The sequence below is a fragment of the Embleya sp. NBC_00888 genome, from assembly GCF_045207655.1.
Taxonomy (GTDB): domain Bacteria; phylum Actinomycetota; class Actinomycetes; order Streptomycetales; family Streptomycetaceae; genus Embleya.
Genome location: NZ_CP108784.1, coordinates 7,197,705 through 7,221,144 on the forward strand (window position 1 = coordinate 7,197,705; position 23,440 = coordinate 7,221,144).

Consider the following 23,440-nt stretch of genomic DNA (forward strand, 5'->3'; position numbering starts at 1 on the left):
GCCGTTCGCGCGATGCGACGACGCGACGCGACGAGGCACGACGCGAAGCGCGCGGCCGGGCGTACGGCTAGGCGTGTGGCGCGACCAGCGCGAGTGACGAGCCCAGCAGATGGTCGACCAGCGCCAACAACACGTCCCGGCCCGAGGACCGCACCCGCACGTCGCACGGCAGGATCGGGACGTCCGGACCGAGGTCGAGCGCGTCGCGGACCTCCGCGACCGTGTACTCCACGGCCGCGTCGAAGCGGTTGATCGCGACCACGAACGGGATGCCGCGACGCTCGAAGAAGTCGATGCTGCCGAAGCCGGCGTCCAGACGCCGGGTGTCGACCAGCACGATCGCGCCCAGCGTGCCGATCGCCAGGTCGTCCCAGAGCGACCAGAACCGCTCCTGGCCGGGCGCGCCGAACAGGTACAGGACCAGGTCCTCGGACAGCGTGATGCGACCGAAGTCGAGCGCGACCGTGGTGCGCGACTTGGCCTCGACGCCCGCGAGATCGTCCACGCCCACACCGACCTCGGTCATCACCTCCTCGGTGTGCAGCGGCGGCACCTCGCTGACCGTGCCGACCAGGGTGGTCTTGCCGACCCCGAACCCGCCCGCGATCAGGATCTTGACCGCAGCCGCGTCCTCGGGCAGCCGGTCAGAGCCGAAGGAGACCATCACGTACCTTCTTCAACAAAGCGGGATCGGGAGTGCGGGCCAGGGCCAGCGGGGCGCGTACGGTCACCAGGCCGTCGCGCAGCAGGTCGTCGACGAGCACCTTGGTGATGCTCACCGGGAGGTCGATCAGCGCGGCCACCTCGGCGACCGCCTGCGGCTCCCGGCACAGTTCCAGGATGTGCTGATGCTCGGGCTGCCGGCCGCGACCGTCGCGAACCTTGCGACGCCCGCCCGAGGACTGCTCCTCGGCGGACGCGGCCCGGCCTGCCGGCTCGTCCGGCGCGACCGTGGTGACCAGCGTGATCAGAGTCAGGTCCGCGTCGCGCACGGCCTTGGTCCGGCCGCGGGTGAGCGTGTACGGGCGCACCAGCGGACCGGCGTCCTCGTCCCAGGGCTGCTCCCAGCGGGACGTCACGCCCGGCCACCCGCCGGATCGTGGGCCTCGGCGCGTGGCCGGGTGCCGAGGTACTCGCCGACCTTCTTCACCAACATGTTCATCTCGAACGCCACCACCCCTACATCCGCGCTCTGTTCGGACAGTACGGCCAGATGCGCGCCCTTCCCCGCGGCCGTGAGGAAGAGGAACGCGTCGTCCATCTCGACCAGCGTCTGGCGCACCGAACCGCCCGCGAAACCCCGGCCGATGCTGCGTGCCAGGCTCTGCAGTCCGGCTGCGGCGGCGGCCAACTGCTCGGCGTCGTCGCGCGGGATGCTCTCGGACCGGCTCATCAGCAGTCCGTCCTCGGACAGCACGATCGCGTGCCGGGTCTGATGCACGCGCTTGACCAGATCGGTCAACAACCAGTCCAGGCGACTGTCGGTTGCGGTGGTGGCCGTGCCGCCGGCGAGATCGTGCGTGTTCGTCATGACGGTTCCCCAGGGTGCGTGGTGCTTCCGGCGACGGGGTGCGGGCCCGGTGCGGGCTCGGTCCCGGTTCCGGGTTCGGTCTCGATCGCGGACTCGTCGCCGGCCGCGTTCGGTTCGGACGCCTCGCGCGCTCGTTGGCTCGCGAATCGGAACGAGGACAAGGTAGCCGCAGCTTCGCGAGGTGAGGAGGGCTTCGACCCGGTTCGCGGGTCCGGCTCGCTCGCGATGCCCGATTCGCCACGCAACGGCATCGGCAGATTGCGCTGCCGAACCCGGCGCGGCAGCGCGCGGCGGCCGTCGGCGGTGGTCTCCTCGGCGGCCGGGCCGGCCGTCGCAGATGCGGGAGTCGGCTCGGCCTCGGCCGCGGGAGCCGCCGGTACACGCTCCAGTGAGCGGACGACCGGATCGGGGTGCTGCCGAGCGGGCGGGCGCGTCCGGGAGACGTCCTCGTCCTCGGGCTCGTGCACCGATTCGGACGACTCGTCCGATTCTGCCTCGGCCGCCGGCTCGCCCGTGGGCTCGGAGTCCGGCGTCGCCGCGAGCGCGTGCTCGAACGGTCCGGCAGCTCCCGGCTGATCGCCGGGCGTACCCGACTCCCGGGAGATCAATTCCTCGGGCAGGAACACGATCGCCAGCGTGCCGCCGTACGGCGAGGGCCGCAGCGTCACGTCGACCCCGAGCCGGTCGGCGAGTTGCGCGACCACGAACAGGCCCATCCGCACGTCCTCGGCGAGGGCGATCACGTCGAAGCTGACCGGCACCGCCAACTGCCGGTTGGCCGCCGCGTACTCGTCCGCGGACATGCCCAGCCCGCGGTCCTCGATCTCGATCGCCAGACCCTTGGCGACCGACACCGCCCGCACGTGCACGGGCGTGTCCGGCGGCGAGAACATCGCGGCGTTCTCGACGAGTTCGGCCAGCAGGTGGATCACCCCGCCCACGGCCGGACCGGACAGTTGCAGATCGCGGTCGGAGTAGACCTCGACCCGGTGATAGTCCTCCACCTCGCCCACCGCGCCGCGCACCACGTCGACGATCCGCACCGGGCGACTCCAGCGTCGGCCCGGCCGGTTGCCGGTGAGCACCACGAGGTTCTCTTCGTACCGGCGCAGGCGGGTGGCCAGATGGTCGATCGTGAACAACTCGCGCAGCAGTTCCGGATCCTGGTGGCGGCGCTCCATCGCGTCCAGCTCACCGATCTGACGGTTCACCAGGGACTGGGTGCGCAGCGCGGTGTTGACGAACACCTTGGCGAAGCCCTCGCGCTGTCGGGCCAGTTGCACCGCGCCGTCCAACGCGGCCCGCTGCGCGGCGTTGAACGCCGAGGCCACCTGGCCGATCTCGTCCCCGCTCGCCGGCACGTCCGGCGCCTCGACCGCGAGGTCGACCCGCTCGCCGCGCTGCAACCGCTCGATGACCACCGGCAACCGATGCGAGCCCAGTTCGACCGTCGCGTCGCGCAGCCGGGACAACCGCCGGCGCACCGCGCGGGTCACCCGCCAACACAACAGGGCGCCGATCAGCACGAAGCCGAGGCCGATCGCGCTGAGCAGGTACACCTGGTTCCAGGTGTCCTCGGTGGCCTCGTCGCCCGCCTCGAACACCAGGTCCACCCGGGCGAAGTCGAAGGCCGAGTTCGGCAGCGCGAGTTGATCGAACGTCTCGCGCCACTTCGTCAGCTCGGCGGGCAGCGCGATGCCGGACGCGGTGCCGCGCTGGTCCCTGGGGGCGTCCACCGCGGCGATGATCGCGTTCTCCATCGCGGCCAGTTCGCGCCAGGCCGGGCTCTCGGTGAGCGCCATATACAGCGGACGCAGCCGGTCGGGCAGGAACGGCTCGATCTCGTCCTCGAGGGTATGCCGCCGTACCCCCACGTTCTGTACGAAACCGGCGAAGTCCGGCTGGGTCAACCTGCCGCCGGGCTGCGCGAACGAGACCGTCATGTCCTCCTGCGCCATCGCCTCGCCGGCGCGGAACTGGATCACCAGGAACTGGCCCTCGAAGGTGACACCGACATCCGACGTCTCGGCCAACGCCTGCACGATGGAGATCTGGTTGGCCACCTGCTTCGTGTAGTAGCCCAACCAGCGATCCCGGCCGGTCGCGCCGGTCGCGTCCACCTGACGTCGGACGTCGGGGAGTTCGGCCAACTCCGGGGCCACTCGACCGGCCCGGTACATCACATTGCCCGGCGTTTCCGCGCTGTCGCTGTTCGCGAACGCGACGAACGTCCGTACCGCCTCGTCGGTCTTGGCCCGCTGCGCGCGCAGCGCCTCGGTCGTCGCCGGCGACGGCTTGGCCATCCACGCCGCGGTCAGCCGCCGTTCGAGTTGCAGGCCGACCATCGTGTTGTAGGCGGGCGTACCGGCCCGTTCGGCCACCGAGACCTGGTGGTCCAGGCCGCTCGCGTGGTCGGCCAGTCGGTAGGTGGCGATGCCCCACAGGGCGACCATCGCGACCGAGGGCACCACGGTCAGCATGACCAGCAGGGTCCGGATCGACGGCGTACGACGCGACCGCGAGCGACCCGCTCGGGTCCGGCCGGTCCCGGGGACGCGCATCAGTTTTCTCATCGACTCTCCCGCAAGGGCAACCCGGCCCGAAATGCGGTTGCCGCGACCCGGCCGAAGGTACCGGCGGGGCACCCGACAGAATCCACGCAGTCCGCGTGGGGAACTTCCCGCCCGTGCGGCACATACCGCGCACAAAGACGATCACGCGCCGCGCCGAGGCGACACGTGGTCGGGCGCACACTCGGCGATACCCCAAGGAGCGGCCCGGCATGCACACCGTGACCGGCATCGGCCGGCGGATCGCGTACTGGCGGGTACGTCGAGGCCTGACCCAGGCCGAATTCGCGCGTCTGATGGGCCGATCCGTGCGTTGGGTCGAGGACGTCGAGGCGGGCCACCGGCAGGCGGATCCGCGGCTGTCGGTGCTCACCAGGGCCGCGCGGGTGCTGCACATCGGGATCGACCGACTGCTGCCCGAGGAACCGAACCCGGAACAGCACGTCCACGATCCACTGGGCGCGGTGCGGGCCGCGCTGCGCCGGGCGGACATCGCGCCGGCCGCCGGCCCGGAGCCCGTCCGGCGGATCGATCTCGCGATGCCGCGCCGAGAGTTGAGCTACGGGTGGACCGCGTACACGGCCGCGGACTACGGGTGCCTGGATCGGGTGGTGCCGCCGGTCCTGGCGGCGACGGTGCCGATCGCCGGGGCGGTCGGGCCCGACGCGTGCGCGCGGGCCGCCGTCCGGTCCGCCGCGCTCGGCCTGGCCTCCGCAGCCGCCCAGGTGTTCGGCGACGCCGACCTGGCCTGGCGGGCGGCCGATCGGGCGATCACCTCGGCCGGGCACAGCGGCGACGCGGTGGTCCTGGCGCGTGCGGCCCATCGACTGACCGGTGCCATGGCCTGGCACGAAGGCGCGGGCGCCGCCGTCGAGTTCGCGCTCGGGGCGGAGACGGACCTGGCTTCGGCACTGGACCTGCGCGGCCGGGCGGGCCGAGCGGCGCTGCGTACCCTGCGGTTGGGCGCGGCACTGGCCACGGCCCGACTCGGCGATCGCCCGGCCACCCGCGATCTGCTGGAGGGGGCCGAGCGGGCCGATCCCGGCGCGATCCAGGTGCCGCTGTACCGGGTGACCGCACACGTACTGCTGGGCGAGTACGCGCGGGCCGTTGCCGGTCGGTTCACCCCGGACGCGCTGGCCGTCCTGCCGCGCGGTCGTCAGGCCCGGCACCTGATCGACCTCGCCCGCGCGCTCGCCGCGCTAGGCCGGCGCGGTGAGGCGGTCGGCGCGCTCCTGGAGGCGGAGGCCGCCGCGGCCCAGGAGATCCGCTGTCGGCCGCCGAATCGCCGCTTCGTCCAGGAGATCCTGCGGCTGGACTCGCCGGCCGACGGCGACGAGTCCCGGCTGCGGGCGCTGGCCGCCCGATGCGCGGGATATGGGTCGTGGGGCCCGGAACGGGCATGGATCATGTAGAACCCGGTGACACCGTCGGGTCATGTGGGACCCGGCAGCACCGTCGGGTCATGCACGCCGCACATTCCCAGGGAGCCGCCGTGATCACGATTCTCTTCTTCGTCGTCGGGTTGTTCGTGGTCGTGGCCCTGATCGCGGTCGCGGCCGGCAGGCGCGGGCCCACCATGAGTCACGACGGTCTGGACATCGAGCGGGACCTGACCGGTCGGGCCGAATCCTCCGGTGGCGTCCTCGGAGTGCACACCAATCACGGGACCTTTCCCGAGGTGTAGGGGAACGCCGGGTACTTCGGGTGACCCCTCGGCCGGTCGACGTGCGGGCCGGTGCGATGGTGCCAGGGGTGCGTCGGGTGCTGCGTAGTGCGGCCGGGCGGTGGCACGTTCGCCCGACGTGGGAGGCTGTGCTCATGGGTCTGTTCACGGTCGACGAGGCACACGCGGAGTTGGCCCGGCTGATGCCGGTGCTCGACGAGTTGATCACCGTACGGGCGGACGCGGCGGAGCTGACCGCGGCGCTGGAGCGCGGCGGGGCCCGGTCCGAATTGGGCGGACTGCCCGAGCTCAAGGGCATGCAGGCCCGGCTCGACGAACTGATGACACAGATCCAGCAGACCGGCGCGGAGCTCAAGGGCTTCGCGCCGCTCCTCGTGGACTTCCCGGCCGACCTGGACGGCGTACCGGTGTTGCTGTGCTGGCTGGAGGGCGATCGTCGGCTCGGCTGGTACCACCGCGCCGACCTGGGTTTCGCGGGGCGGCGTCCGTTGCCGTAGGGCCGACATTCATTCGGATCCCGCCGGATCCCGCCGGATCCCGCCGGATCGCGTCGAATCGGGTGAATGTCACCTCGGCCGCGTAGCGTTTCCCGTGGAACGGAACGCTGCCTGGAGGTCACCCATGACGAAGTCCGTCCTGCTCGCCATCGGCACCCGCAAGGGCCTGTGGATCGGTCGCTCGCGCGACGACGGGTCCTGGGCGTACACCGGGCCGCACCACCCGATGACCGGCGTCTACTCGGTCGCGATCGACACCCGAGGGGACGCGCCCCGGGTGATGGCGGGCGTCGTCCACGAGCACTTCGGCCCGGTCGTGGTCACCAGCGACGACCTCGGCGCGACCTGGCGCGAACCGGACCTGGGTCGGGTCGGCTTCCCGGCGGACGCGGGCGCCTCGGTCGAGCGGATCTGGCAACTGGTGCCGGGCGCCCGCTCCGAACCCGACGTGCTCTACGCCGGCGTCGAGCCGTCCGCGCTGTTCCGCTCCGAGGACGGCGGGCGTTCCTTCGCACTCGTCCGCGCGCTGTGGGACCACCCGCACCGGCCGCACTGGGAGGCCGGCTTCGGCGGCCAGGCGATCCACACGGTGTTGCCGCACCCCACCGACCCGCGCCGGATCACCGTCGCGATGTCCACCGGCGGGGTGTACGTCACCGAGGACGGCGGCGCGAGTTGGAACCCGTCCAACACCGGCATCCATGTGACGTTCCTGCCCGACGAGTACCCCGAGTACGGGCAGTGTGTACACAAGGTGGCCCGGCACCCGGACCGCCCCGACCGGCTGTTCCTGCAAAACCACCACGGCGTCTACCGCAGCGACGACGCGGGAGCCACGTGGGAGTCGATCGCCGACGGCCTGCCCGCCGACTTCGGCTTCACCATCGTGGTCCACCCGCACCACCCGGACACCGTCTACGTGGTCCCGCTCACCGCCGACGCGATGCGCTTCCCGGTCGACGGCCTGTGCCGCGTCTACCGCAGCGACGACGCGGGCAAGTCCTGGACGGCCCTGGCCGACGGCCTCCCGGACGACTTCTGGACGGCCGTGATGCGCGACGCGATGTGCACCGACGACGCCGAGGACGCGAGCCTGTACTTCGGCTCCCGCAGCGGCGAGATCTACCGGGGCCGGCACGGCGGCGACCGCTGGGAACGCATCGGCCAACACCTCCCCGACGTCCTGTCCCTGCGGGCGGCGGTGATCTGAGGCGGGAGGGCACGGGCGGACCACGGGGGCTCGCACGCCCGGCGCCACGGGCTCGGGACGGGCCGCCGGCGACGGGCGGCGGTCCGTGGCGGCGGGGTCCACACACGTTCACGCGACCGCAACCCGGTGGTGGCACTGTGCTCACGTCGGGCTGAGAGGGTCGTGACGTCCTCGCCTCACGCCATCGAAACGAGTCAGCGTGTCTGTCGATCTGCCTGCCGCCGTGTTGTTCGACATGGACGGGACCCTCGTCGACACCGAGCAGTTGTGGTGGGACGCGGTCGCGGACGTGGCCGGGCGGGTCGGCTACGCGCTGGGGGAGACGGACGCGGCGGACGTGGTCGGGCACGCGATCGGGCACACCGCGACGTACCTGCACACGGTGGTGGCCGAGGCACCGTGTGTGCACGAGCTGACGGACGCGCTGGACGCGGCGTTCACGACCAGGGTCGCGGATCGCATCGAGCCGCTGCCGGGAGTCGTCGCGCTGCTCGACGCCCTGGCCGCCGCCGAGGTGCCGCTGGCGATCGTGTCGGCGTCGCCGCGCCGGGTCGTGGACCTGGTGCGGGACGCGTTGGGGTCGGCCCGGTTCGCGGTGACCGTCGCGGCCGAGGACGTGGCGCTGACCAAGCCCGACCCCGCCCCTTATCTGGCCGCGGCGACCGCGCTCGGGGTCGAGCCGAGCGCGTGCGTCGCGGTCGAGGACACCATGGTCGGCGTCACCTCGGCGGAAGCCGCCGGGTGCGCCGTCCTCGCGGTGTCCTCGACCACTCCGATCACGCCCGCACCGGGTCGCCGAGTGGTCGCGTCCCTGGCCTCGATCGAGGCCGGGGACCTGCACGCGTCCCTGGTGGCGCGGGCGTAGGGCCGCTTCCCGGTCGCGGCCTTCCGAGCGCGGCCTTCCCGATCGCGCTGGCGCCCGACTCGGGTCAGAGTTCGGCGCAGAGCCGGTCGATCTCGGCGATCTCGGCGGCGGTCAGGTCCGGTTGCCCGACGGCGGACAGGTTCTGCTCCAACTGCCGTACGCTGCTTGCCCCGACGATCACCGACACGACCCGCTCGTCGCGCAGGATCCAGGTCAGCGCGAGCTGGGCGAGGGTCTGACCCCGGCCCTGGGCAAGCGTGTTCAGCGCGCGGAGCAGGGTCAGCCGCTCCTCGGTGAGCGCGTCCTTCTTGAGGAAGTGGCCCACCGCCATCCGCGAATCCTCGGGCACACCGTCGAGGTAGCGATCGGTCAACAGGCCCTGGGCCAGCGGTGAATAGGCGATCAGCGCGGTACCGGTCTCGCCGACCGCGTCCAGCACGCCGCGCTCCGGCTCGCGGTCCAGGATCGAGTACGCCGACTGGTTGAGCAGCACGGGCGTGCCGAGGTCGCGCAGGATGTCCACCGCTTGGCGGTGCTCCTGTGGGCCGTAGTTGGAGATGCCGGCGTACAGCGCGCGCCCGGACCGAACGGCCGTGTCCAGCGCGCCCATCGTCTCCTCGAGCGGGGTCTTGGGGTCGTAGCGGTGCGAGTAGAAGACGTCGACATAGTCGAGGCTCATCCGGGCGAGCGACTGGTCCAGACTCGCCAGCAGGTACTTGCGCGACCCACCGTCGCCGTACGGCCCCGGCCACATGTCCCAGCCGGCCTTGGAGGCGATGAACATCTCGTCGCGATAGGGCCGGAAGTCGGCCCGGTAGTGCACCCCGAAGTTCGCCTCGGCCGATCCGTACGGCGGCCCGTAGTTGTTCGCCAGGTCGAAGTGCGTCACGCCGAGGTCGAAGGCCCGGCGCAGTACCGCGCGCTGCACCTCCATGGGCTGGGTGTCCCCGAAGTTGTGCCACAACCCGAGCGACACCGCGGGCAACTCGACCCCACTACGCCCGGCCCGGCGATAACGCATCGATTCGTAACGGTCATCAGCAGCAGAGTGGATCATGCCGACCATCTTCGCCTGCCCGAGCCCCGTTCGGTGCGCGATTTTCACGCCGACATCCGTGGGCACGGTGCGCGTCGGGCGGGTGCCCGCTCACAGGCCACGCACGTGAAGCATGGTGACGACCAGGACGCCGGAGCTGACCTCGTACTCGGTGATCACCCCGGCCAGTACCGCGGTGCGCCGGTCGGGGTTGCCGCGGATCGCGTCACCGTACGTACGAGGCGAGTACGACATGGAGTCGACCGCGCGGTCGAATTCCCGACGCGTCGAGGAGGACAGGGCGTTGTACCCGGCGAGCGCGTTGTCCGTGTACTGGACTCGGTATTTGCTCACATCTCGACCGGTGTGCCGTCGGGGTTGTAGAGGCCGCTGTGGTCGCCGGTCGCCACCCGGGTCGCGATGGCGTCGTCGTGGGCGCGCATCTCGGGGGTCTTGGCCCAGGCGGAGGCGACGGCCGGAAGGTTGTCGATGGCGGCGTGGTCGATGTCGTGGTCGAACGCGGCACGCTCGCTCTCGGGGAGGGCGGCGCGGATGTCCGCGAGGGTGCCGGGCAGCTCGACCACGCGGCCGTTGTGGTGGGCGCGGATGACGGGTCGGTCACTCATGCGTACCAGCGTGGCACGTGGCCGCCCGTGACCGACAGCCGGCGCACACCGGCGGCGTACCCGCCTGGCGATGCGCCCGGCGCACACCGGGCGGCACATGCGATCGGGTTTGTGCCGTACGGCATCAGGAGCGCTCGACGGGTCAGGGATCGGGTTCGTTCGCTTACGGACCCTTGACACCCCCAAATCTCGCTCATAAGGTCCACATCATTCTTTGGCAGGAACAGACGAAGACCACCTGTCGGTGGCTTCGCTGTGCCCTCCTACGCGTTAGCACTCGCGTGTCGCCGACTGGTCCTTTTTTCCGAGGACGGGTTTATGGCACAGCAGCAGAGCGTCAGAGGCGTCAAGGACGTCGTCGCGCTCATCGACCGACTGGGAAGAATCTCCGGTCGGGCCAAGGTCATCTGGTTCCTCGTGTTCGGGGGCCTCTTCCTCGACGCGTACTCCAACGCCGCGCTCGGCGCCGGGCTCGCCCCGATGACGAAGCAGATGGAGCTGAGCAGCACTCAGGTCTCCATCCTCACCGCCACCGCGCCGGCTCTCGCCATCTTGTTCAATCCGATCGGCGGGTGGTTGGCCACCCGGATCGGGCGGGTGCCCCCACTGCTGATGGCCAAGCTGTTCGCGCTGGCCGGCGCGGTGATCGCGGCCAGCGCCGACGACTTCACCGTGGTGTGGATCGGCCGGGTCCTGGTCGGCGTCGCCTACGGGGTCGACTTCGCGGTGGCGATGGCGCTGCTCGCCGAGTACACGCCCAAGTCGCTGCGCGGCCGGCTCAACCTGTGGCAGGGCATCTGGTACATCGCCACCACCGGCAACCTGCTGCTCACCCTGATCTGCTTCAAGTTCGACGTCGGCGCGGACATCTGGCGCTGGTCGGTCGGCTCGGCCGGGGTGATCGCGCTGTCCCTGTTCCTCCTCCAGTGGGCCTTCCTCGTGGAGAGCCCCACCTGGCTGGCCACCAAGGGTCGCCTGGAGGACGCGGTGCGCAACCTGCGCCGGATCTACGGGATCGAGGCCGTCGCCGCGAAGCCGGCCGCCGCGGGAGCCGTGCACGACGACGCGGACGCGGACGAGGTGCCGCCGAACGTGGGCATGAAGCAGGCCGGGATCCTGTTCCGCGGCAAGTACCTGCCGCGCACGCTGCTCTCCTCGGCCATCTCGCTCGGCCAGTCCATGCAGTACTTCGCGGTCGGCTGGTACCTGCCGGTGATCAGCCTGGCGATCTTCGGCAACAGCTTCGAGAAGGCCACGATCGGCTCGATGGTGTTCAACGCCTTCGGCATCGTCGGCGGCATCCTGTCCGCGTGGTTCGCCCGCAAGCTCGGCCTGCGGGTCAGCTCGGCGATCGGCTTCGGCGGCGTGTTCGTGATGCTGGTCGGGATGGGCCTGACCTTCGACCGGGTGCCGACCTGGATCGCGTTCATCCTCCCGGCGATGTTCATCTTCTGTCACTCGGCCGGCCCCGGCGCCAACGGCAAGTCGATCGCCGCGCTGTCCTACCGCAGTGAGGTGCGCACGCTGGGCACCGGCGTCACCGGGATGATCGGCAGCTTCGGCAGCGTGGCGGGGCTGTACCTGTTCCCGCAGATCAAGGACGGCATCGGGCTGGACAAGACGTTCCTGGTCCTGGCGATCGTGCCGCTGCTGGGCCTGCTCACGTGCGTGGCGATCAAGTGGGACCCGACCCGGGCGATCTCGCCCGACGAGGACCCGGACGTGCCGACCCTGACCGGGCAGCCCGGGCATCCGGCGGACCCCGCGAATCCCGCGAATCCCGCGTTGGTCACCCGCTGACGGAGACCTCCCGCGAAAGACTCGCACGCGGAGATCGCAATCGGATATTTCGGACCGAAAGGGCTGTGATGACGAAGACGTTGCACGCTCCCGGACGGCGCCTCGGCATCCTGTCCGTGGACGAGGGCACCACGGGGACCCGGGCCGGAGTCGTGCTGGACTCCGGGACGGTGGGCCACGTGGCGTACCGGCAGATCGCGGTGCGGCATCCCGACGAACACTCGGTCGAACAGGACCCGGTGGAGATCTGGACCGCCACTTTGACCGCCTGCCGCGAGGCGTTGGCCTGGGGGCGGGCGAACGATGTCGAGATCGTCGCACTCGCCCTGTCCACTCAGCGGGCCACCGCGATGTTGTGGGATTCGCGCACCGGCCGGCCGCTGGTGCCGGCCTGTGTGTGGCAGGACCGGCGCTACGCCCGGGACCTGCTCGCCTACGAGGCCGAATGGGACGAGCCGCTGACCGCACGGCTCGGCCGGCCGGTGGGCAGCAGGGCGCCGTTCCTGTGGGCCGCCCGGCAGATCGCCGAAGTTCCCGACGTGGCCGCCGCGTACGCGGCCGGGACGCTGTTGTTCGGCACCGTGGACACCTGGCTGGCCTGGAAGTTCACCGCCGGCGCGGTGCACGCCGTCTCGGCGAGCAACGCCGGTTCGGCCGGCGCCTACCTGCTCCGCGAACATGCCTGGGACCGCGAGTGGATCGAGCAACTGGGCTACCCGCTCGACCTGTTGCCCGACCTATTCGCCGACGACGACCACGGCTACGGTCGCACCGACCCCGAACTCCTGGGCGTCGAGCTGCCGTTGGCCGCCGTCATGGGTGACCAGCACGCCGCGCTGATCGCGCTCGGCGGACTGGCGGCCGGGCAGGGCATGTGCGTGTACGGCACCGGCACGTTCGTGGACGCGGCCACCGGGGACACCCCCGCGCTGCCGATCCCCGGCGTGACCGGAGTGCTGGCCCAACCCGGGTGGCGTCAGGGCGAGAAGACGCACTTCAGCCTGGAGGCGTACTGCTCGACCACCGGGTCCGCGCTGCGCTGGTTGTGCGACGACCTCGGCTTCTTCGCCTCGCCCGCGGAGATCGGCGAACTCGCCGCCCAGGCACGGGAACAGGGTGGATCGAGTCGGCGCGAGTGGTTCGTGCCCGCGCTCGCCGGCATCCGCACCCCGGCGTGGCGGCCCGAGGCGCGGGCCGCGCTCAGCGGCCTGACCCTGGCCACCACCCGGTCCGACGTGGCCCGCGCCGTCCTGGACGGGATCGCGCATTCGGTGTGCGATCTGATCGACGGCGTCGCCGAGACCATGCGCGCGCCGTTCGGGCGACTGCGCGTGGGCGGCGGCGTGGCCGGCAGCGACACGCTGATGCGGATCCAGGCGGACCTCGTCGGCCTGCCGCTGGAGCGCGCCGCGGACTCGGCGACCGCGAGCCTGCGCGGCACCGCCTATCTGGCCGGCGTCCGCGAGGGCCTGTGGTCCTCGCTCGAAGAGGTGGTCGAGGCGCAGCCGCGCGGCCGAATCTTCGAACCCACCACCACCCCCGAGCAACGCGAGGAGCAACGGGCCGCGTGGCGGACCGTGCTCGCGCCGCACCTCGACTGAGGCGCGGGCCCGCGCCACCCACCCGGCCGGCCGTGCGACCACCCGCAGCGCGGTTCGGCCCGAGGCCACCCGCCCGAGGCCACCCGACACCCGGGCGGCCCGACCCCAGGCCGGCCACCCCCCGGCCATCCACCCCAAGCCATCCACCCCCGGCCGGCCGCGAGGCCACCCGCACCACGTACCACCCGGCGGTCCGGTCATCGAACCGTCGGACAGATCCCAGGAGTTGATGTTGTGATCACCTTGCCCGCCCGCAAGCCTCGGCGTGCGCCGGCGGCGGCCACGAGAGGGAAGCCGCTGCTTCTCGACCGCAGCCGGGCCAAGCGTCGACTGGCGGACCACGTGTTCGACGTGCTCGTGATCGGCGGCGGCGTCACCGGCGCCTACGCCGCCCTCGACGCGGCCTCGCGCGGTCTGGACGTGGCCCTGGTGGAGAAGGACGACTTCGCCTCGGGTACCTCCTCCAAGTCGTCCAAGATGGTGCACGGCGGCCTGCGCTACATCGAGCAGGGCAACGTCAACCTGGTCCGGCACTCGCTCCTGGAACGGCACCGCTTTCGCAAGAACGCGCCGCACCTGGTGCACCGGCTGCCGTTCCTGTTCCCGATCCTGGAGAAGGAGGGCGTCTTCGACGCCCGACTGGCCAAGGGCTTCGAGGGTCTGCTGTGGACCTACGACCTGGTCGGCGGCTGGCGGATCGGCAAGCTGCACCAGCGGCTGACCGTCGACGAGGTGCTCGCACACGCCCCCACGCTGCGCGCGGACCACCTCAAGGGTGGCCTGATGTACTTCGACGGGCGCGCCGACGACGCGCGACTGGTGCTCACCATCGTGCGTACCGCCGCCGCGCTCGGCGCCACCGTGCTCAACGGCGCCAAGGTGGACCGGGTGCTGGACGAGCGCGGTCGCGCGGCGGGCGCCCGGATCGAGGTGGACGGCGATCGGTTCGACGTGCGCGCCGCCGCGGTGGTCAACGCGACCGGCGTGTGGAGCGACGCGGTCGACGCGATGGCCGACCCCGGACACGACCCGCGGGTACGGCCCGCCAAGGGCGTACACATCGTGGTGCCGTGGAGCAAGGTCCGGATCGACTGCACGGTCACCGTGCCGATCCCGGGCCGGGCCCGGCGCGCCACCTGCACCCGGTGGGGCGACTCGGTCGTGCTGGGCACCACCGACGAGGACTACCAGGGTTCCGTCGACGACGTGCACTGCACCCGCCCGGAGATGGAGTTCCTGCTCGAGGGCGCGAACACCGCGTTCGAGGGCAAGCTCACCCCGGACGACGTGGTCGGCAGCATCGGCGGCCTGCGTCCGCTGGTGGGCAAGAAGGAGGGCGCCACCCTCGACATGAGCCGCGACCACCACATCGACGTCGGACGCGGCGGCATGGTCACCGTCACCGGCGGCAAGCTCACCACCAGCCGGCACATGGGCGAACTGGTGATCGACAAGGTGATGGAGGTGCTCGGCCGCAAGGGCCGCAGCCGCACCGCCAACCTGCCGCTGATCGGCGGCGCCGGCTACGACGCCGAGGCGGTCGCCGCCTCCGGCGGCCTGGCCGCGCACCTGGGCGAGCGTTACGGCACCGAGGCGCGCTTCGTCTCCGACCTGCTCGCCGAGGACGCCACGCTGGCCGAGCCGGTGGTCGCGGGCATGCCGTACATCCGGGCCGAGGTGGTCTACGCGGCCCGCTCGGAGATGGCCCGTTCGGTGGACGACGTGCTCTCCCGCCGTACCCGCTCGCGCCTGTTCGCGCGCGACGCCTCGGCCGCCGCCGCACCCGAGGTCGGCCGCCTGCTCGGCGCCGAACTGGGCCTGTCCGCCGCGCGGATCGAGCGGCAGGTCGCCGACTACCTCGCGGCCGTCCGGCACGAGAAGGCGGTCCTGCTCGGCGAATCCGAGGGGCCGGCGGCACCCGCAACACCCGCAGCGCTCGACGCACCCCAAGGAGCAGTGAAGTGATCAGCAGGCAGACCATCACCAACCCGTTCAACCGCGGCGACTACATCGTCGGCGCGCCCACGCCGCCCAAATGGGCCCGCAACACCCCGGTCGGCGACGGCGACGCCTCGCTCCAGGGCGCCGTCGTCGAGGTCCCCGAGTCGGTGATCGAGGACCTGCGCGGCGTCGCCAAGGCCGTGTACACCGACCGCGCCGACGTGGTCGCCCGCACCCGCGACTGGTGGGCGGGCACCATGATCGGCGAGACCGACGGCCGCCCGGCCACCCCGGACGCGGTCGTGGTCGAGGTGATCGACGCCGACCAGGTCGCCGCCGTCCTGCGGATCTGCAACGCGGCCGGCATCCCGGTCACCGCCTCCGCCGGCCGCAGCAACGTCACCGGCGCGGCCCTGCCCGTGCACGGCGGCGTCGTGCTCGACCTGTGCGCGCTGAACCGGATCGTGTCGTTCGACGCCGAGTCGCTCGTCGTCGACGTGGAAGCCGGCATGTTCGGCGACCTGTTCGAAAAGGAACTCCAGGAGACCTATGGCGCCACCACCGGCCACTGGCCGTCCGCGTTCGCCGTCTCCACCGTCGGCGGCTGGATCGCCTGCCGCGGCGCCGGCCAACTCTCCACGCGCTACGGCAAGATCGAGGACATGGTCGTCGGCATCGACGTCGTGCACGCCGACGGCACCCGGGCCACCTACGGCGACTACCCGCGCGCCGCCACCGGCCCCGACCTGCGGCAGATCTTCATCGGCTCGGAGGGCACGCTCGGCGTGATCACCTCCGCCCGGATCCGGGTGCACCCGCTGCCCACCTACGCCAAGGCGCTCGCGTTCGGCTTCGAGACCTTCGCCGAGGGCCTGGACGCGTGCCGCAAGATCATGCAGCGCGGCGCCACCCCGGCCGTGCTGCGCCTGTACGACAAGCTGGAGAGCGGGGTGCACTTCGACCACCCCGAGACCAACCTGCTGCTGATCGCGGACGAGGGCGACCCGATCCTGGTCGACGCGATGCTGAAGGTCAGCGAGGAGGTCTGCCTCGCCTACGGCCCCGAACTGGACAGCGACGCGGTGTTCGAGCGCTGGCTCAAGGACCGGATGCTGGTCGGCAAGTCCTCCGACGGCTTCACCCCCGGCCCCGGCTTCGTCGCCGACACGCTGGAGATCGCCGGGTCGTGGACCGCGCTGGCCGAGGTGTACGACGAGGTGGTCGCGGCGATCCAGTCGGTGCCGGGCACGCTGGCCGCGTCCGCGCACCAGTCGCACGCGTACACCGACGGCGCGTGCGTGTACTTCTCGCTGCGCGGCGACGTGGACCGGCCCAGGCGGCGCGAGTGGTACCGCGCGGTGTGGGACGCGGCCAACGAGGTGCTGATCCGCCAGGGCGCGGCGCTGAGCCACCACCACGGCTGCGGCCTGCTGCGCGGCCCCTACCTCCCGGCCGCGCTCGGCGCCGGCTTCGACACGTTCGCCAAGGTCAAGGACACCCTGGACCCGGTCGGAATACTCAATCCTGGCAAACTGGGCCTTCCCGACCGCTTCGACGCGTGAGGCGGACCAGACCCGACGCAGGTAGGTCATGAACGCCAGTCATCGCCCCGCGAGCGGGCCCCGAATGTCCTCCGTGCTGTCCTCCGCCTTCGCCGAGGTCCCGATCATCGCGTCGATCATCGGACCCCAGCGATTGCAGAACTTCCTCGGCGCGCCGGCGAAGGTGTGCATCCTCGCGTCCATCCCGGTCGGGCAATTGCCGAACATCGTGCAACTGCTCGGCAAGGCGGGCAAGACGGTGTTCGTCAACGTGGACAGTTGCCCGGGTCTGGCCCAGGACAAGGGCGCCCTGGAGTTCCTCAAGGCGATGGGCGCGCACGGCATGGTCAGCACCCGGCTCTCGCTGATGGAGAAGGGCCGCCCGCTCGGGCTGCTGACCATGCAGAAGGTGTTCGTCACCGACCGCTCCAACATGCGCCGCAGCACCGACGCGATCGCCCGCGGCGGACCCGACCTGGTCGAGATCATGCCGTCGGTGATCGTGGCCCGGATGACCGCCGAGGCCAAGCGCGCGATGTCGCCGTTCGTCGCCGCCGGCTTCGTGGAGACCGCCGAGGACGCGGCCGCCGCGCTCGCGCTCGGCGCGGTCGCGGTGGCCACGTCCGACCCCCGGTTGTGGGACCTGCGCCGCGACACGCTCGCGGCGCTCGGGTCCGCAGCCCGCTCCAGTGCATCCCAGGCAAGTGCAATCCAGGCAAGTAGGAGAAACACATCGTGAGTTACGTCGTCGTCGCCCGCTACCGCACGAACCCCGACACGTACGAGCGGGTCCTGACGCTGCTCGACGAGATGACCCGGCGCTCGCTGGCCGAGCCGGGTTGCCGCGGCTACCGCGTGCACCAGGGCGTCGAGGACGCGCGGACGATCGTGTTGTACGAGGAGTACGACGCCGAGGCCGACTTCACCGCGCACTGCGCCTCCGAGCACTTCCGCGACATCGTGCTCGGGCAGGTGGTGCCGCTGTTGGAGAGCCGGGACGTGGTCCGGCTCAGCCCCCGGGCCGCCGCGGTGAGCGCCGACGAGGCCGCCCGATGAGGACCAAGGCAGCCGTCCTGCGCGGGATATCGCGGGAGCGCCCGTATCAGGCGAGCCGGCCCGTCGTGATCGAGGAACTCGAACTCGGCGACCCGCGCGAGGGCGAGGTGCTGGTCCGGATCGCCGCCGCGAGCCTGTGCCACTCCGACCTGTCCGTGGTCAACGGCGACCGGGTCCGGCCGCTGCCGATGGCGCTCGGGCACGAGGCGGTCGGCGTGGTCGAGGCGGTCGGGCCCGGCGTGGACCGGGTCGCGACGGGCGAGCACGTCGCACTCGTGTTCGTGCCGAGCTGCGGTCACTGCAAGCGCTGTGACGAGGGCCGGCCGGCGCTGTGCTCGGCCGCCGCGTCGGCGAACGGCTCGGGCGGGTTGCTGCACGGACCCGCGCTGCTGCGGGATGCCGCGGGCGAGGTGGTGCACCACCAGCTCGGGGTGTCCGCGTTCGCCGAATTCGCGGTGGTGGCCCAGGAATCGGTGGTACCGATACCGCGCGACGTGCCGTTCGAGGTGGCCTCGATGTTCGGCTGTGCGGTGCTCACCGGCGCGGGCGCGGTGATCAACACGGCGCAGGTACGTCCCGGCCAGTCGGTCGCGGTGTTCGGCCTCGGCGGGGTCGGGCTGTCCGCGGTGCTCGGCGCGCGGGCGGCCGGCGCGTACCCGATCGTCGCGGTCGACCCGGTGCCGGCCAAGCGCGAACTCGCGCTGCGCCTGGGCGCCTCGCACGCGTACGACCCGGCCGACGCGGTCACCGCGATCCGCGACCTCACCGACGGCGGCCTGGACGTCGCGATCGAGGCGGTCGGCAGCGCGACCGTGGTCGCGGACTGCCTGGCCGCGGTGGACCGCGGCGGCAAGGTGGTCTCGGTCGGCCTGCCCGCGCCCGGCCGCAGGCTGGACGCGGTACCGGCCCTGGCCTTCGCGGGCGAGGGCAAATCGCTGATCGGCTCGTACATGGGCGACGCGGTGCCGCGCCGCGACATCCCGCGCTACCTGGCCCTGTGGCGGGCCGGCCTGATGCCGGTCGAGCACCTGCACACCGGGACGGTGGCGCTGACCGACCTCAACGAGGCGATGGAGGCGCTGGCGAGCGGCGAGGCGATCCGGCAGGTGATCCGGACGGGGGCGTAAGGGTGAGCCGAGCGCCGGTGTCCCCGCCGGGTCCGGTGTCCGGTTGCCGGTGTCGGGTGTCCTCGCTTGGTCCGGTGTCACTGCTCGGTCCGGTGTCACCACCCGATCGGTGTCACCTTCGGTGCGGTGTGCTCAGTCCGGTGTCGCGTCGTCGAGGCGGCGGCGGATCAGCAGGTCGGCGGCTCGATCGCGCCAGGCATCCACCTGGGCGCGGTCGTAGCCGCGCCGGACGATCTCGAAACGGTCGGCGAGGACCTCCTCGGCGGCCAGACGAACGCGGTTCCGGAGCGTCTCGCCGACGCGGTCCACCAGCGCGTCGACCTCGTCCCGGCCGTAGCCGCGCCGGACCAGGTCGAAGCGCTCCCCGGCCGGGCGCAGCGTCACCGCCTTTACGTCGGCCTCGGCCCGCGCCTCGGCGAAGCGGTCGACCGGGCCCGGCGTCCCGACCGCGTCCGCCATCCCGGCCGAGTCGGCCGGCCGGTCCGGGTTCGCCGTGCCGTTCGAACGCCACGGCCCGTCCGGTCCGAGCCCGCCGTCGAAGCCCCAGGCTCCCGCCCGCGCCGCCAACCTGGCCTCGATCTCGTCGAGCGCCGCGTCCACCTCGTCCTCGTCGTAGCCCTCGCGCAGCCGCACCGTGGTGAACTGCTGCTCGCGCACCTGAGTCGGCGTCAGCGGGACCGCGGCCGTGCCGTCCAGGCTGCTGCGCACCAGTGCCAGGAACGCGTCCACGTCGGCGATCGAGTACCCCTCACGCAGCCGTGTCCGAGTGAAGCTCCACTCCATCCGTGCCCCCAAGCACTCGCTGCCCCACTCGCTCGACCTCGTTCGCGAAGGCTACAACCGTGCCGCCGCCGCCACGCGGACGACGAGGGACAAGATCGAATCGGCCGCATCGCCGGCCCAGGGGCAGGTTTGCCGGCCGGGCGATCCGTCGATGGTGCAGTGGGTGGCGGCGAGTGACGGCGAGGCCGGATCCGGCGCGCTCGGCGCGGGTCCGCGGCTGCCGATCCCGGTGGTGTTCGTCGAGCGTGCCGGGTCCCGCCGTGCCGTCGTCGCGCCGCCGTCGTCGTCAGCGCCGACACCACCTGTACCACCTGCATCACCCGCACCACTGTTACCAGCGTCACCATCGGGCGAGGAGCCACGCACCATGACCCAGCCTCGGGAGACCGCGCCGTCGGACCTGCCCCAGCCGCAACCGATCCTGGGCCTGCCGGCCAAGTCGGCGATGTTCATGGTTCTGACCGTCGACGCCGGCGCCGAGGCGGAGGACACCGTCCGCGACTTCCTGGCCGACCTGGCCGGACTACGCCGATCGGTCGGTTTCCGGATTCCGGACGGCGACCTCCAGTGTGTGGTCGGGATCGGCTCGCACGCGTGGGACCGGCTGTTCGAGGGGCCGCGCCCGTCGGAGTTGCACCCGTTCCGGGAGTTGGTGGGCGCCAAGCACCGGGCCGTGTCCACGCCGGGCGACCTGCTCCTGCACCTGCGCGCGCGGACGATGGACCTGTGCTTCGAACTGGCCACCGTGATCATGGACCGGCTGGCCGGCGCGGCGACGGTCGTCGACGAGGTGCACGGGTTCAAGTACTTCGACCAGCGGGACCTGATGGGCTTCGTGGACGGTACGGAAAACCCGGAGGGGCGGGACGCGTTCGCGGCGATCACGATCACCGCCGAGGACGACCCGGACTTCGCCGGCGCCAGTTATGTGATCGTGCAGAAGTACCTGCACGACATGCGCGCGTGGAACGCGCTGCCCGTGGAGGCGCAGGAGAAGGTGATCGGACGGACCAAGCTGTCCGACATCGAACTGCCCGACGCGATCAAGCCGATCGACTCGCACGTCGCGCTGAACACGATCACCGACCCGGACGGCACCGAGCGCGACATCCTGCGCGACAACATGCCCTTCGGGACGGTGGGCAGCGGCGAGTTCGGCACCTACTTCATCGGCTACTCCAGCACGCCGAGCGTCACCGAGCAGATGTTGCGGAACATGTTCATCGGCAAGCCGGTGGGCACCTACGACCGGATCCTGGACTTCTCGACGGCGATCACGGGCGGGCTGTTCTTCGTGCCCACCGCGGATTTCCTGGCGGATCCGCCCGGGCCGCCGGCGCCGGCCGAACCGCGCGCGGCGTCCGCCGGGGCGGAGCAGGTGGATCCGGTGGTGTTGCCCGCGCCGACGCCGGATCCGTCCGCGGAGGTTCCCGCGTCGGTCGGCGCCGCCGACGGTTCACTCGGGATCGGTGGCCTGGGTCTGGGTCTGGGCCTGGGCGTGGACGCGGGCGCGGAGGCCGGGGCCGGGGTGGGTCCCGGCTAGTCGTTTCGTGCGTCCGTTTCATTCATCCCGTCCGTTCCGCTCATTCCGTCTGTTTCGCTCATTCCGTCCGTTTCGCCGCACGTCGTCGCGCGAGCACCGTCGCACCACATCGCATTTCGCCGCACCGAAGTCGCCGCACCGATCCGGAAGCAGGAGCCACACCTCATGAACAATCTCCACCGGGAGCTCGCCCCCATCTCCGACGCCGCGTGGGCGGACCTCGAGGACGAGGCCAGGCGTACGTTCAAGCGGCACGTCGCGGGTCGCCGGGTCGTGGATGTACAGGGGCCGGACGGCAGCGAGGCGGCCGGTGTGGGTACCGGGCACCTGACCGACCTCGCACCGCCGGCCGACGGGGTCCGGGCGCGCAGTCGGGACTTCCGCCCGCTGATCGAACTGCGGGTGCCGTTCACGGTGACGCGCGGTGCGGTGGACGCGGTCGAGCGCGGCGCCAAGGACGCGGACTGGCAGCCGGTCAAGGACGCCGCGCGCAAGATGGCGTTCACCGAGGACCGGCTGATCTTCGAGGGCTACCCGGCCGCGTCGATCGAGGGCATCCGGGCGGCGGCCACCAACGAACCGGTGACGCTGCCGACGGATGTGCGCGAATACCCCGACGCCGTCAGCCGCGCGCTCACCGAACTGCGGCTGGCGGGTGTCAACGGCCGGTATCAACTCGTGTTGGGTTCCGAGGCGTACACGGCGGTCAACGAGGCGGCCGACCACGGCTACCCGATCCGCCAGCACCTGACCCGGATCCTGGGCGGCGAGCCGATCTGGGCGCCCGCGATCGACGGGGCGTTCGTACTGTCCACCCGAGGCGGCGACTACGAGCTGCGATTGGGCCAGGATCTGTCGATCGGCTACCTCTCGCACGACGATGACGACATCCGGCTGTACTTCCAGGAGACGCTGACCTTCCTGATGTACGCGGGTGAGGCGGCGATCGCGTTCGCTCGGCCGTAGGCGAGGGCCTCCGGCCGCCGTCGGCAGGCGAGTCGGCTGATTCGGCTTCGCCGGCGGGGGAGTGGTGTGCGAGGGCGGGGATGCAATCGTCCGGCCGGACCGGTGGTGCGGACCGTTCCCTGTCGGGTCAGGCCGGGACGAGGTCGAGTTGGATCTGGGCTTCCGTGTCGGAGAAGCCGAGCGCGCGGTAGAGGTCGATGGCCAGGTAGGTGGGGTCGGCGACGATGACCAGGTGGTCGGCGGACCAGTGGGTCCGAGCGTGCCGGGCCGCGGTGTGGATCAAGGTGGTGGCCAGGCCCTGGTTGCGGTGGTCCGGGTGGGTGGTGACGGTTTGGTAGCGGGCCAGGCCCCCGCCGTCGGTGAACAGGCCCAGGCCGGCGCGGAGCCGGCCGTCCTCGAAGGCGCCGAACCAGGCCCCGTGGCCGCGGGCCTGGAGATCGCGGAAGCCGGCCAGGCGGCGGGCGGCGAACTCGCGGTACTCGCCGGCGGCGTAGCCGGTATTGCCGGCCTCGCTGAGCGCCAGGGCCTGGGCCCAGTCGTCGTCGGAGTCGGCCATGCGGAACGTCGCGGTGGTGTTGGGGCGCGCGGGCGGGCGGAGCGAGGTCGCGGTCAGGACCGTGCTGCGCTCGACGGACAGGTGCGCGGCGGCCAACTCGGTCGGGTCGCCGGCGGCACCCGCCGTGCCGTCGACGCCGAGTGCGACGTGGGCGGCGTCGGGGAATTCGCGGCGGAAGACGTCGATCCACCCGGCCGCCGTGCCCGGGGCCGGTGGCGCGGCCAGGAGGAGGTAATTGCCCCAGTGGAAGGTGGGATTGGCCGGGGTTCGGACGACCAGGTGGTTGTCCCGTTCCTCGACGCGGCTGCCCTGGAGGGTGAGCAGCATCAGATCGGTGCGGTAGGCGAGGGAGGTCACGTTCATCGGGCCACCACACCACACCGGGCCGCCCGCGGGACGGGGAATTTCCTCCCCGACGCGTTCACCGAGACGCGGTGGGTGACCGTATGTGGGGAGAACGCACGGCATCCGTTCCCAGCGGACGGACGGGCGGGCGCCACGAGC

General features: G+C 71.8%; 22 protein-coding genes and 1 pseudogene. 14 read left to right on the forward strand and 9 right to left on the reverse strand.

Going from position 1 to position 23,440, the window contains the following annotated elements; all coding sequences use genetic code 11:
* Window positions 1-67 precede the first annotated feature (67 nt).
* The 4 genes from OG948_RS30565 to OG948_RS30580 are packed head-to-tail and all read right to left on the reverse strand — an operon-like array spanning window position 68 to window position 4,104.
* Complete coding sequence (locus tag OG948_RS30565) at window positions 68-664, reverse strand: GTP-binding protein (protein ID WP_406299536.1); 597 nt, start codon at window positions 662-664, stop codon at window positions 68-70.
* On the reverse strand, window positions 645-1,079 hold the full coding sequence (locus OG948_RS30570) for a DUF742 domain-containing protein (RefSeq protein WP_406299537.1): 435 nt from the start codon (window positions 1,077-1,079) through the stop codon (window positions 645-647). The genes OG948_RS30565 and OG948_RS30570 overlap by 20 nt, the downstream gene beginning before the upstream one ends.
* On the reverse strand, window positions 1,076-1,531 hold the full coding sequence (locus OG948_RS30575; RefSeq protein WP_406299538.1) for a roadblock/LC7 domain-containing protein: 456 nt from the start codon (window positions 1,529-1,531) through the stop codon (window positions 1,076-1,078). The genes OG948_RS30570 and OG948_RS30575 overlap by 4 nt, the downstream gene beginning before the upstream one ends.
* Window positions 1,528-4,104 carry a nitrate- and nitrite sensing domain-containing protein gene (locus OG948_RS30580; protein WP_406299539.1) on the reverse strand — a complete coding sequence of 859 codons (2,577 nt, stop codon included), beginning with the start codon at window positions 4,102-4,104 and terminating at the stop codon, window positions 1,528-1,530. The genes OG948_RS30575 and OG948_RS30580 overlap by 4 nt, the downstream gene beginning before the upstream one ends.
* A gap of 209 nt (window positions 4,105-4,313) precedes the next feature.
* Here OG948_RS30580 and OG948_RS30585 point away from each other — a divergent pair, with 209 nt between their 5' ends.
* The 5 genes from OG948_RS30585 to OG948_RS30605 all read left to right on the forward strand — a co-directional run bounded on the left by OG948_RS30585 (window position 4,314) and on the right by OG948_RS30605 (window position 8,360).
* The gene (locus OG948_RS30585; RefSeq protein WP_406299540.1) at window positions 4,314-5,516 is read left to right on the forward strand and encodes a helix-turn-helix domain-containing protein; all 1,203 of its coding nucleotides are present in this window, start codon (window positions 4,314-4,316) and stop codon (window positions 5,514-5,516) included.
* Window positions 5,517-5,596: 80 nt separating this feature from the next.
* Window positions 5,597-5,788, forward strand: a complete 192-nt coding sequence (locus tag OG948_RS30590) for a hypothetical protein (RefSeq protein ID WP_406299541.1) — start codon at window positions 5,597-5,599, stop codon at window positions 5,786-5,788.
* A gap of 134 nt (window positions 5,789-5,922) precedes the next feature.
* Window positions 5,923-6,285 (forward strand): DUF2203 domain-containing protein, encoded by a 363-nt coding sequence (locus OG948_RS30595; RefSeq protein ID WP_395865809.1) that lies wholly within the window; start codon window positions 5,923-5,925, stop codon window positions 6,283-6,285.
* A 124-nt stretch (window positions 6,286-6,409) separates the two neighbouring features.
* Window positions 6,410-7,495, forward strand: a complete 1,086-nt coding sequence (locus OG948_RS30600; protein ID WP_406299542.1) for a WD40/YVTN/BNR-like repeat-containing protein — start codon at window positions 6,410-6,412, stop codon at window positions 7,493-7,495.
* A gap of 199 nt (window positions 7,496-7,694) precedes the next feature.
* A complete protein-coding gene (locus tag OG948_RS30605) occupies window positions 7,695-8,360 on the forward strand; it encodes an HAD family hydrolase (RefSeq protein WP_406299543.1) in 666 nt (221 codons plus the stop codon).
* Window positions 8,361-8,424: 64 nt separating this feature from the next.
* Here the strand turns inward: OG948_RS30605 and OG948_RS30610 are convergent, their stop codons facing one another.
* From OG948_RS30610 to OG948_RS30620, 3 genes are all read right to left on the reverse strand, one after another.
* Complete coding sequence (locus OG948_RS30610) at window positions 8,425-9,417, reverse strand: aldo/keto reductase (RefSeq protein ID WP_406299544.1); 993 nt, start codon at window positions 9,415-9,417, stop codon at window positions 8,425-8,427.
* Between the two features lie 90 nt (window positions 9,418-9,507).
* Window positions 9,508-9,750 (reverse strand): hypothetical protein, encoded by a 243-nt coding sequence (locus OG948_RS30615; RefSeq protein ID WP_406299545.1) that lies wholly within the window; start codon window positions 9,748-9,750, stop codon window positions 9,508-9,510.
* Window positions 9,747-10,022 (reverse strand): hypothetical protein, encoded by a 276-nt coding sequence (locus OG948_RS30620; protein WP_406299546.1) that lies wholly within the window; start codon window positions 10,020-10,022, stop codon window positions 9,747-9,749. The genes OG948_RS30615 and OG948_RS30620 overlap by 4 nt, the downstream gene beginning before the upstream one ends.
* Before the next feature lie 318 nt (window positions 10,023-10,340).
* Here OG948_RS30620 and OG948_RS30625 point away from each other — a divergent pair, with 318 nt between their 5' ends.
* The 7 genes from OG948_RS30625 (at window position 10,341) to OG948_RS30655 (ending at window position 19,088) form a co-directional block, all read left to right on the forward strand.
* Window positions 10,341-11,822: an MFS transporter gene (locus tag OG948_RS30625; protein WP_406299547.1), complete on the forward strand. Its 1,482-nt coding sequence runs from the start codon at window positions 10,341-10,343 to the stop codon at window positions 11,820-11,822.
* A 68-nt stretch (window positions 11,823-11,890) separates the two neighbouring features.
* Complete coding sequence (locus OG948_RS30630; protein WP_406299548.1) at window positions 11,891-13,423, forward strand: FGGY family carbohydrate kinase; 1,533 nt, start codon at window positions 11,891-11,893, stop codon at window positions 13,421-13,423.
* 234 nt (window positions 13,424-13,657) lie between these two features.
* Entirely contained in the window at window positions 13,658-15,388 is a 1,731-nt protein-coding gene (locus tag OG948_RS30635) for an FAD-dependent oxidoreductase (protein WP_406299549.1), read from the forward strand.
* A complete protein-coding gene (locus OG948_RS30640; protein WP_406299550.1) occupies window positions 15,385-16,926 on the forward strand; it encodes an FAD-binding oxidoreductase in 1,542 nt (513 codons plus the stop codon). The genes OG948_RS30635 and OG948_RS30640 overlap by 4 nt, the downstream gene beginning before the upstream one ends.
* A 28-nt stretch (window positions 16,927-16,954) precedes the next feature.
* Complete coding sequence (locus OG948_RS30645) at window positions 16,955-17,644, forward strand: glycerol-3-phosphate responsive antiterminator (protein WP_406299551.1); 690 nt, start codon at window positions 16,955-16,957, stop codon at window positions 17,642-17,644.
* Entirely contained in the window at window positions 17,641-17,961 is a 321-nt protein-coding gene (locus tag OG948_RS30650; protein WP_406299552.1) for a putative quinol monooxygenase, read from the forward strand. Before OG948_RS30645 ends, OG948_RS30650 begins: the two co-directional genes overlap by 4 nt.
* On the forward strand, window positions 17,958-19,088 hold the full coding sequence (locus OG948_RS30655) for a zinc-binding dehydrogenase (RefSeq protein ID WP_406299553.1): 1,131 nt from the start codon (window positions 17,958-17,960) through the stop codon (window positions 19,086-19,088). Before OG948_RS30650 ends, OG948_RS30655 begins: the two co-directional genes overlap by 4 nt.
* Before the next feature lie 564 nt (window positions 19,089-19,652).
* Here the strand turns inward: OG948_RS30655 and OG948_RS30660 are convergent.
* A pseudogene (locus OG948_RS30660) lies at window positions 19,653-19,784 on the reverse strand (DivIVA domain-containing protein); the annotation flags it as partial.
* Between the two features lie 454 nt (window positions 19,785-20,238).
* Between OG948_RS30660 and OG948_RS30665 the strand changes: the two are divergent.
* The gene (locus OG948_RS30665; protein WP_406299554.1) at window positions 20,239-21,414 is read left to right on the forward strand and encodes a Dyp-type peroxidase; all 1,176 of its coding nucleotides are present in this window, start codon (window positions 20,239-20,241) and stop codon (window positions 21,412-21,414) included.
* A 165-nt stretch (window positions 21,415-21,579) separates the two neighbouring features.
* Complete coding sequence (locus tag OG948_RS30670; RefSeq protein ID WP_406299555.1) at window positions 21,580-22,380, forward strand: family 1 encapsulin nanocompartment shell protein; 801 nt, start codon at window positions 21,580-21,582, stop codon at window positions 22,378-22,380.
* A gap of 127 nt (window positions 22,381-22,507) precedes the next feature.
* Here the strand turns inward: OG948_RS30670 and OG948_RS30675 are convergent, their stop codons facing one another.
* The gene (locus OG948_RS30675) at window positions 22,508-23,299 is read right to left on the reverse strand and encodes a GNAT family N-acetyltransferase (protein WP_406299556.1); all 792 of its coding nucleotides are present in this window, start codon (window positions 23,297-23,299) and stop codon (window positions 22,508-22,510) included.
* Between the last annotated feature and the right edge of the window lie 141 nt (window positions 23,300-23,440).

What these genes read in the sequence shown, in the direction of transcription:
- OG948_RS30565 (WP_406299536.1), bottom strand. Translation starts at nt 664, where the DNA reads ATGGTCTCCTTCGGCTCTGACCGGCTGCCCGAGGACGCGGCTGCGGTC.
- OG948_RS30575 (WP_406299538.1), bottom strand. Translation starts at nt 1,531, where the DNA reads ATGACGAACACGCACGATCTCGCCGGCGGCACGGCCACCACCGCAACC.
- OG948_RS30580 (WP_406299539.1), bottom strand. Translation starts at nt 4,104, where the DNA reads ATGAGAAAACTGATGCGCGTCCCCGGGACCGGCCGGACCCGAGCGGGT.
- OG948_RS30585 (WP_406299540.1), top strand. Translation starts at nt 4,314, where the DNA reads ATGCACACCGTGACCGGCATCGGCCGGCGGATCGCGTACTGGCGGGTA.
- OG948_RS30595 (WP_395865809.1), top strand. Translation starts at nt 5,923, where the DNA reads ATGGGTCTGTTCACGGTCGACGAGGCACACGCGGAGTTGGCCCGGCTG.
- OG948_RS30600 (WP_406299542.1), top strand. Translation starts at nt 6,410, where the DNA reads ATGACGAAGTCCGTCCTGCTCGCCATCGGCACCCGCAAGGGCCTGTGG.
- OG948_RS30610 (WP_406299544.1), bottom strand. Translation starts at nt 9,417, where the DNA reads ATGATCCACTCTGCTGCTGATGACCGTTACGAATCGATGCGTTATCGC.
- OG948_RS30620 (WP_406299546.1), bottom strand. Translation starts at nt 10,022, where the DNA reads ATGAGTGACCGACCCGTCATCCGCGCCCACCACAACGGCCGCGTGGTC.
- OG948_RS30625 (WP_406299547.1), top strand. Translation starts at nt 10,341, where the DNA reads ATGGCACAGCAGCAGAGCGTCAGAGGCGTCAAGGACGTCGTCGCGCTC.
- OG948_RS30630 (WP_406299548.1), top strand. Translation starts at nt 11,891, where the DNA reads ATGACGAAGACGTTGCACGCTCCCGGACGGCGCCTCGGCATCCTGTCC.
- OG948_RS30645 (WP_406299551.1), top strand. Translation starts at nt 16,955, where the DNA reads ATGAACGCCAGTCATCGCCCCGCGAGCGGGCCCCGAATGTCCTCCGTG.
- OG948_RS30655 (WP_406299553.1), top strand. Translation starts at nt 17,958, where the DNA reads ATGAGGACCAAGGCAGCCGTCCTGCGCGGGATATCGCGGGAGCGCCCG.
- OG948_RS30665 (WP_406299554.1), top strand. Translation starts at nt 20,239, where the DNA reads ATGACCCAGCCTCGGGAGACCGCGCCGTCGGACCTGCCCCAGCCGCAA.
- OG948_RS30670 (WP_406299555.1), top strand. Translation starts at nt 21,580, where the DNA reads ATGAACAATCTCCACCGGGAGCTCGCCCCCATCTCCGACGCCGCGTGG.
- OG948_RS30675 (WP_406299556.1), bottom strand. Translation starts at nt 23,299, where the DNA reads ATGAACGTGACCTCCCTCGCCTACCGCACCGATCTGATGCTGCTCACC.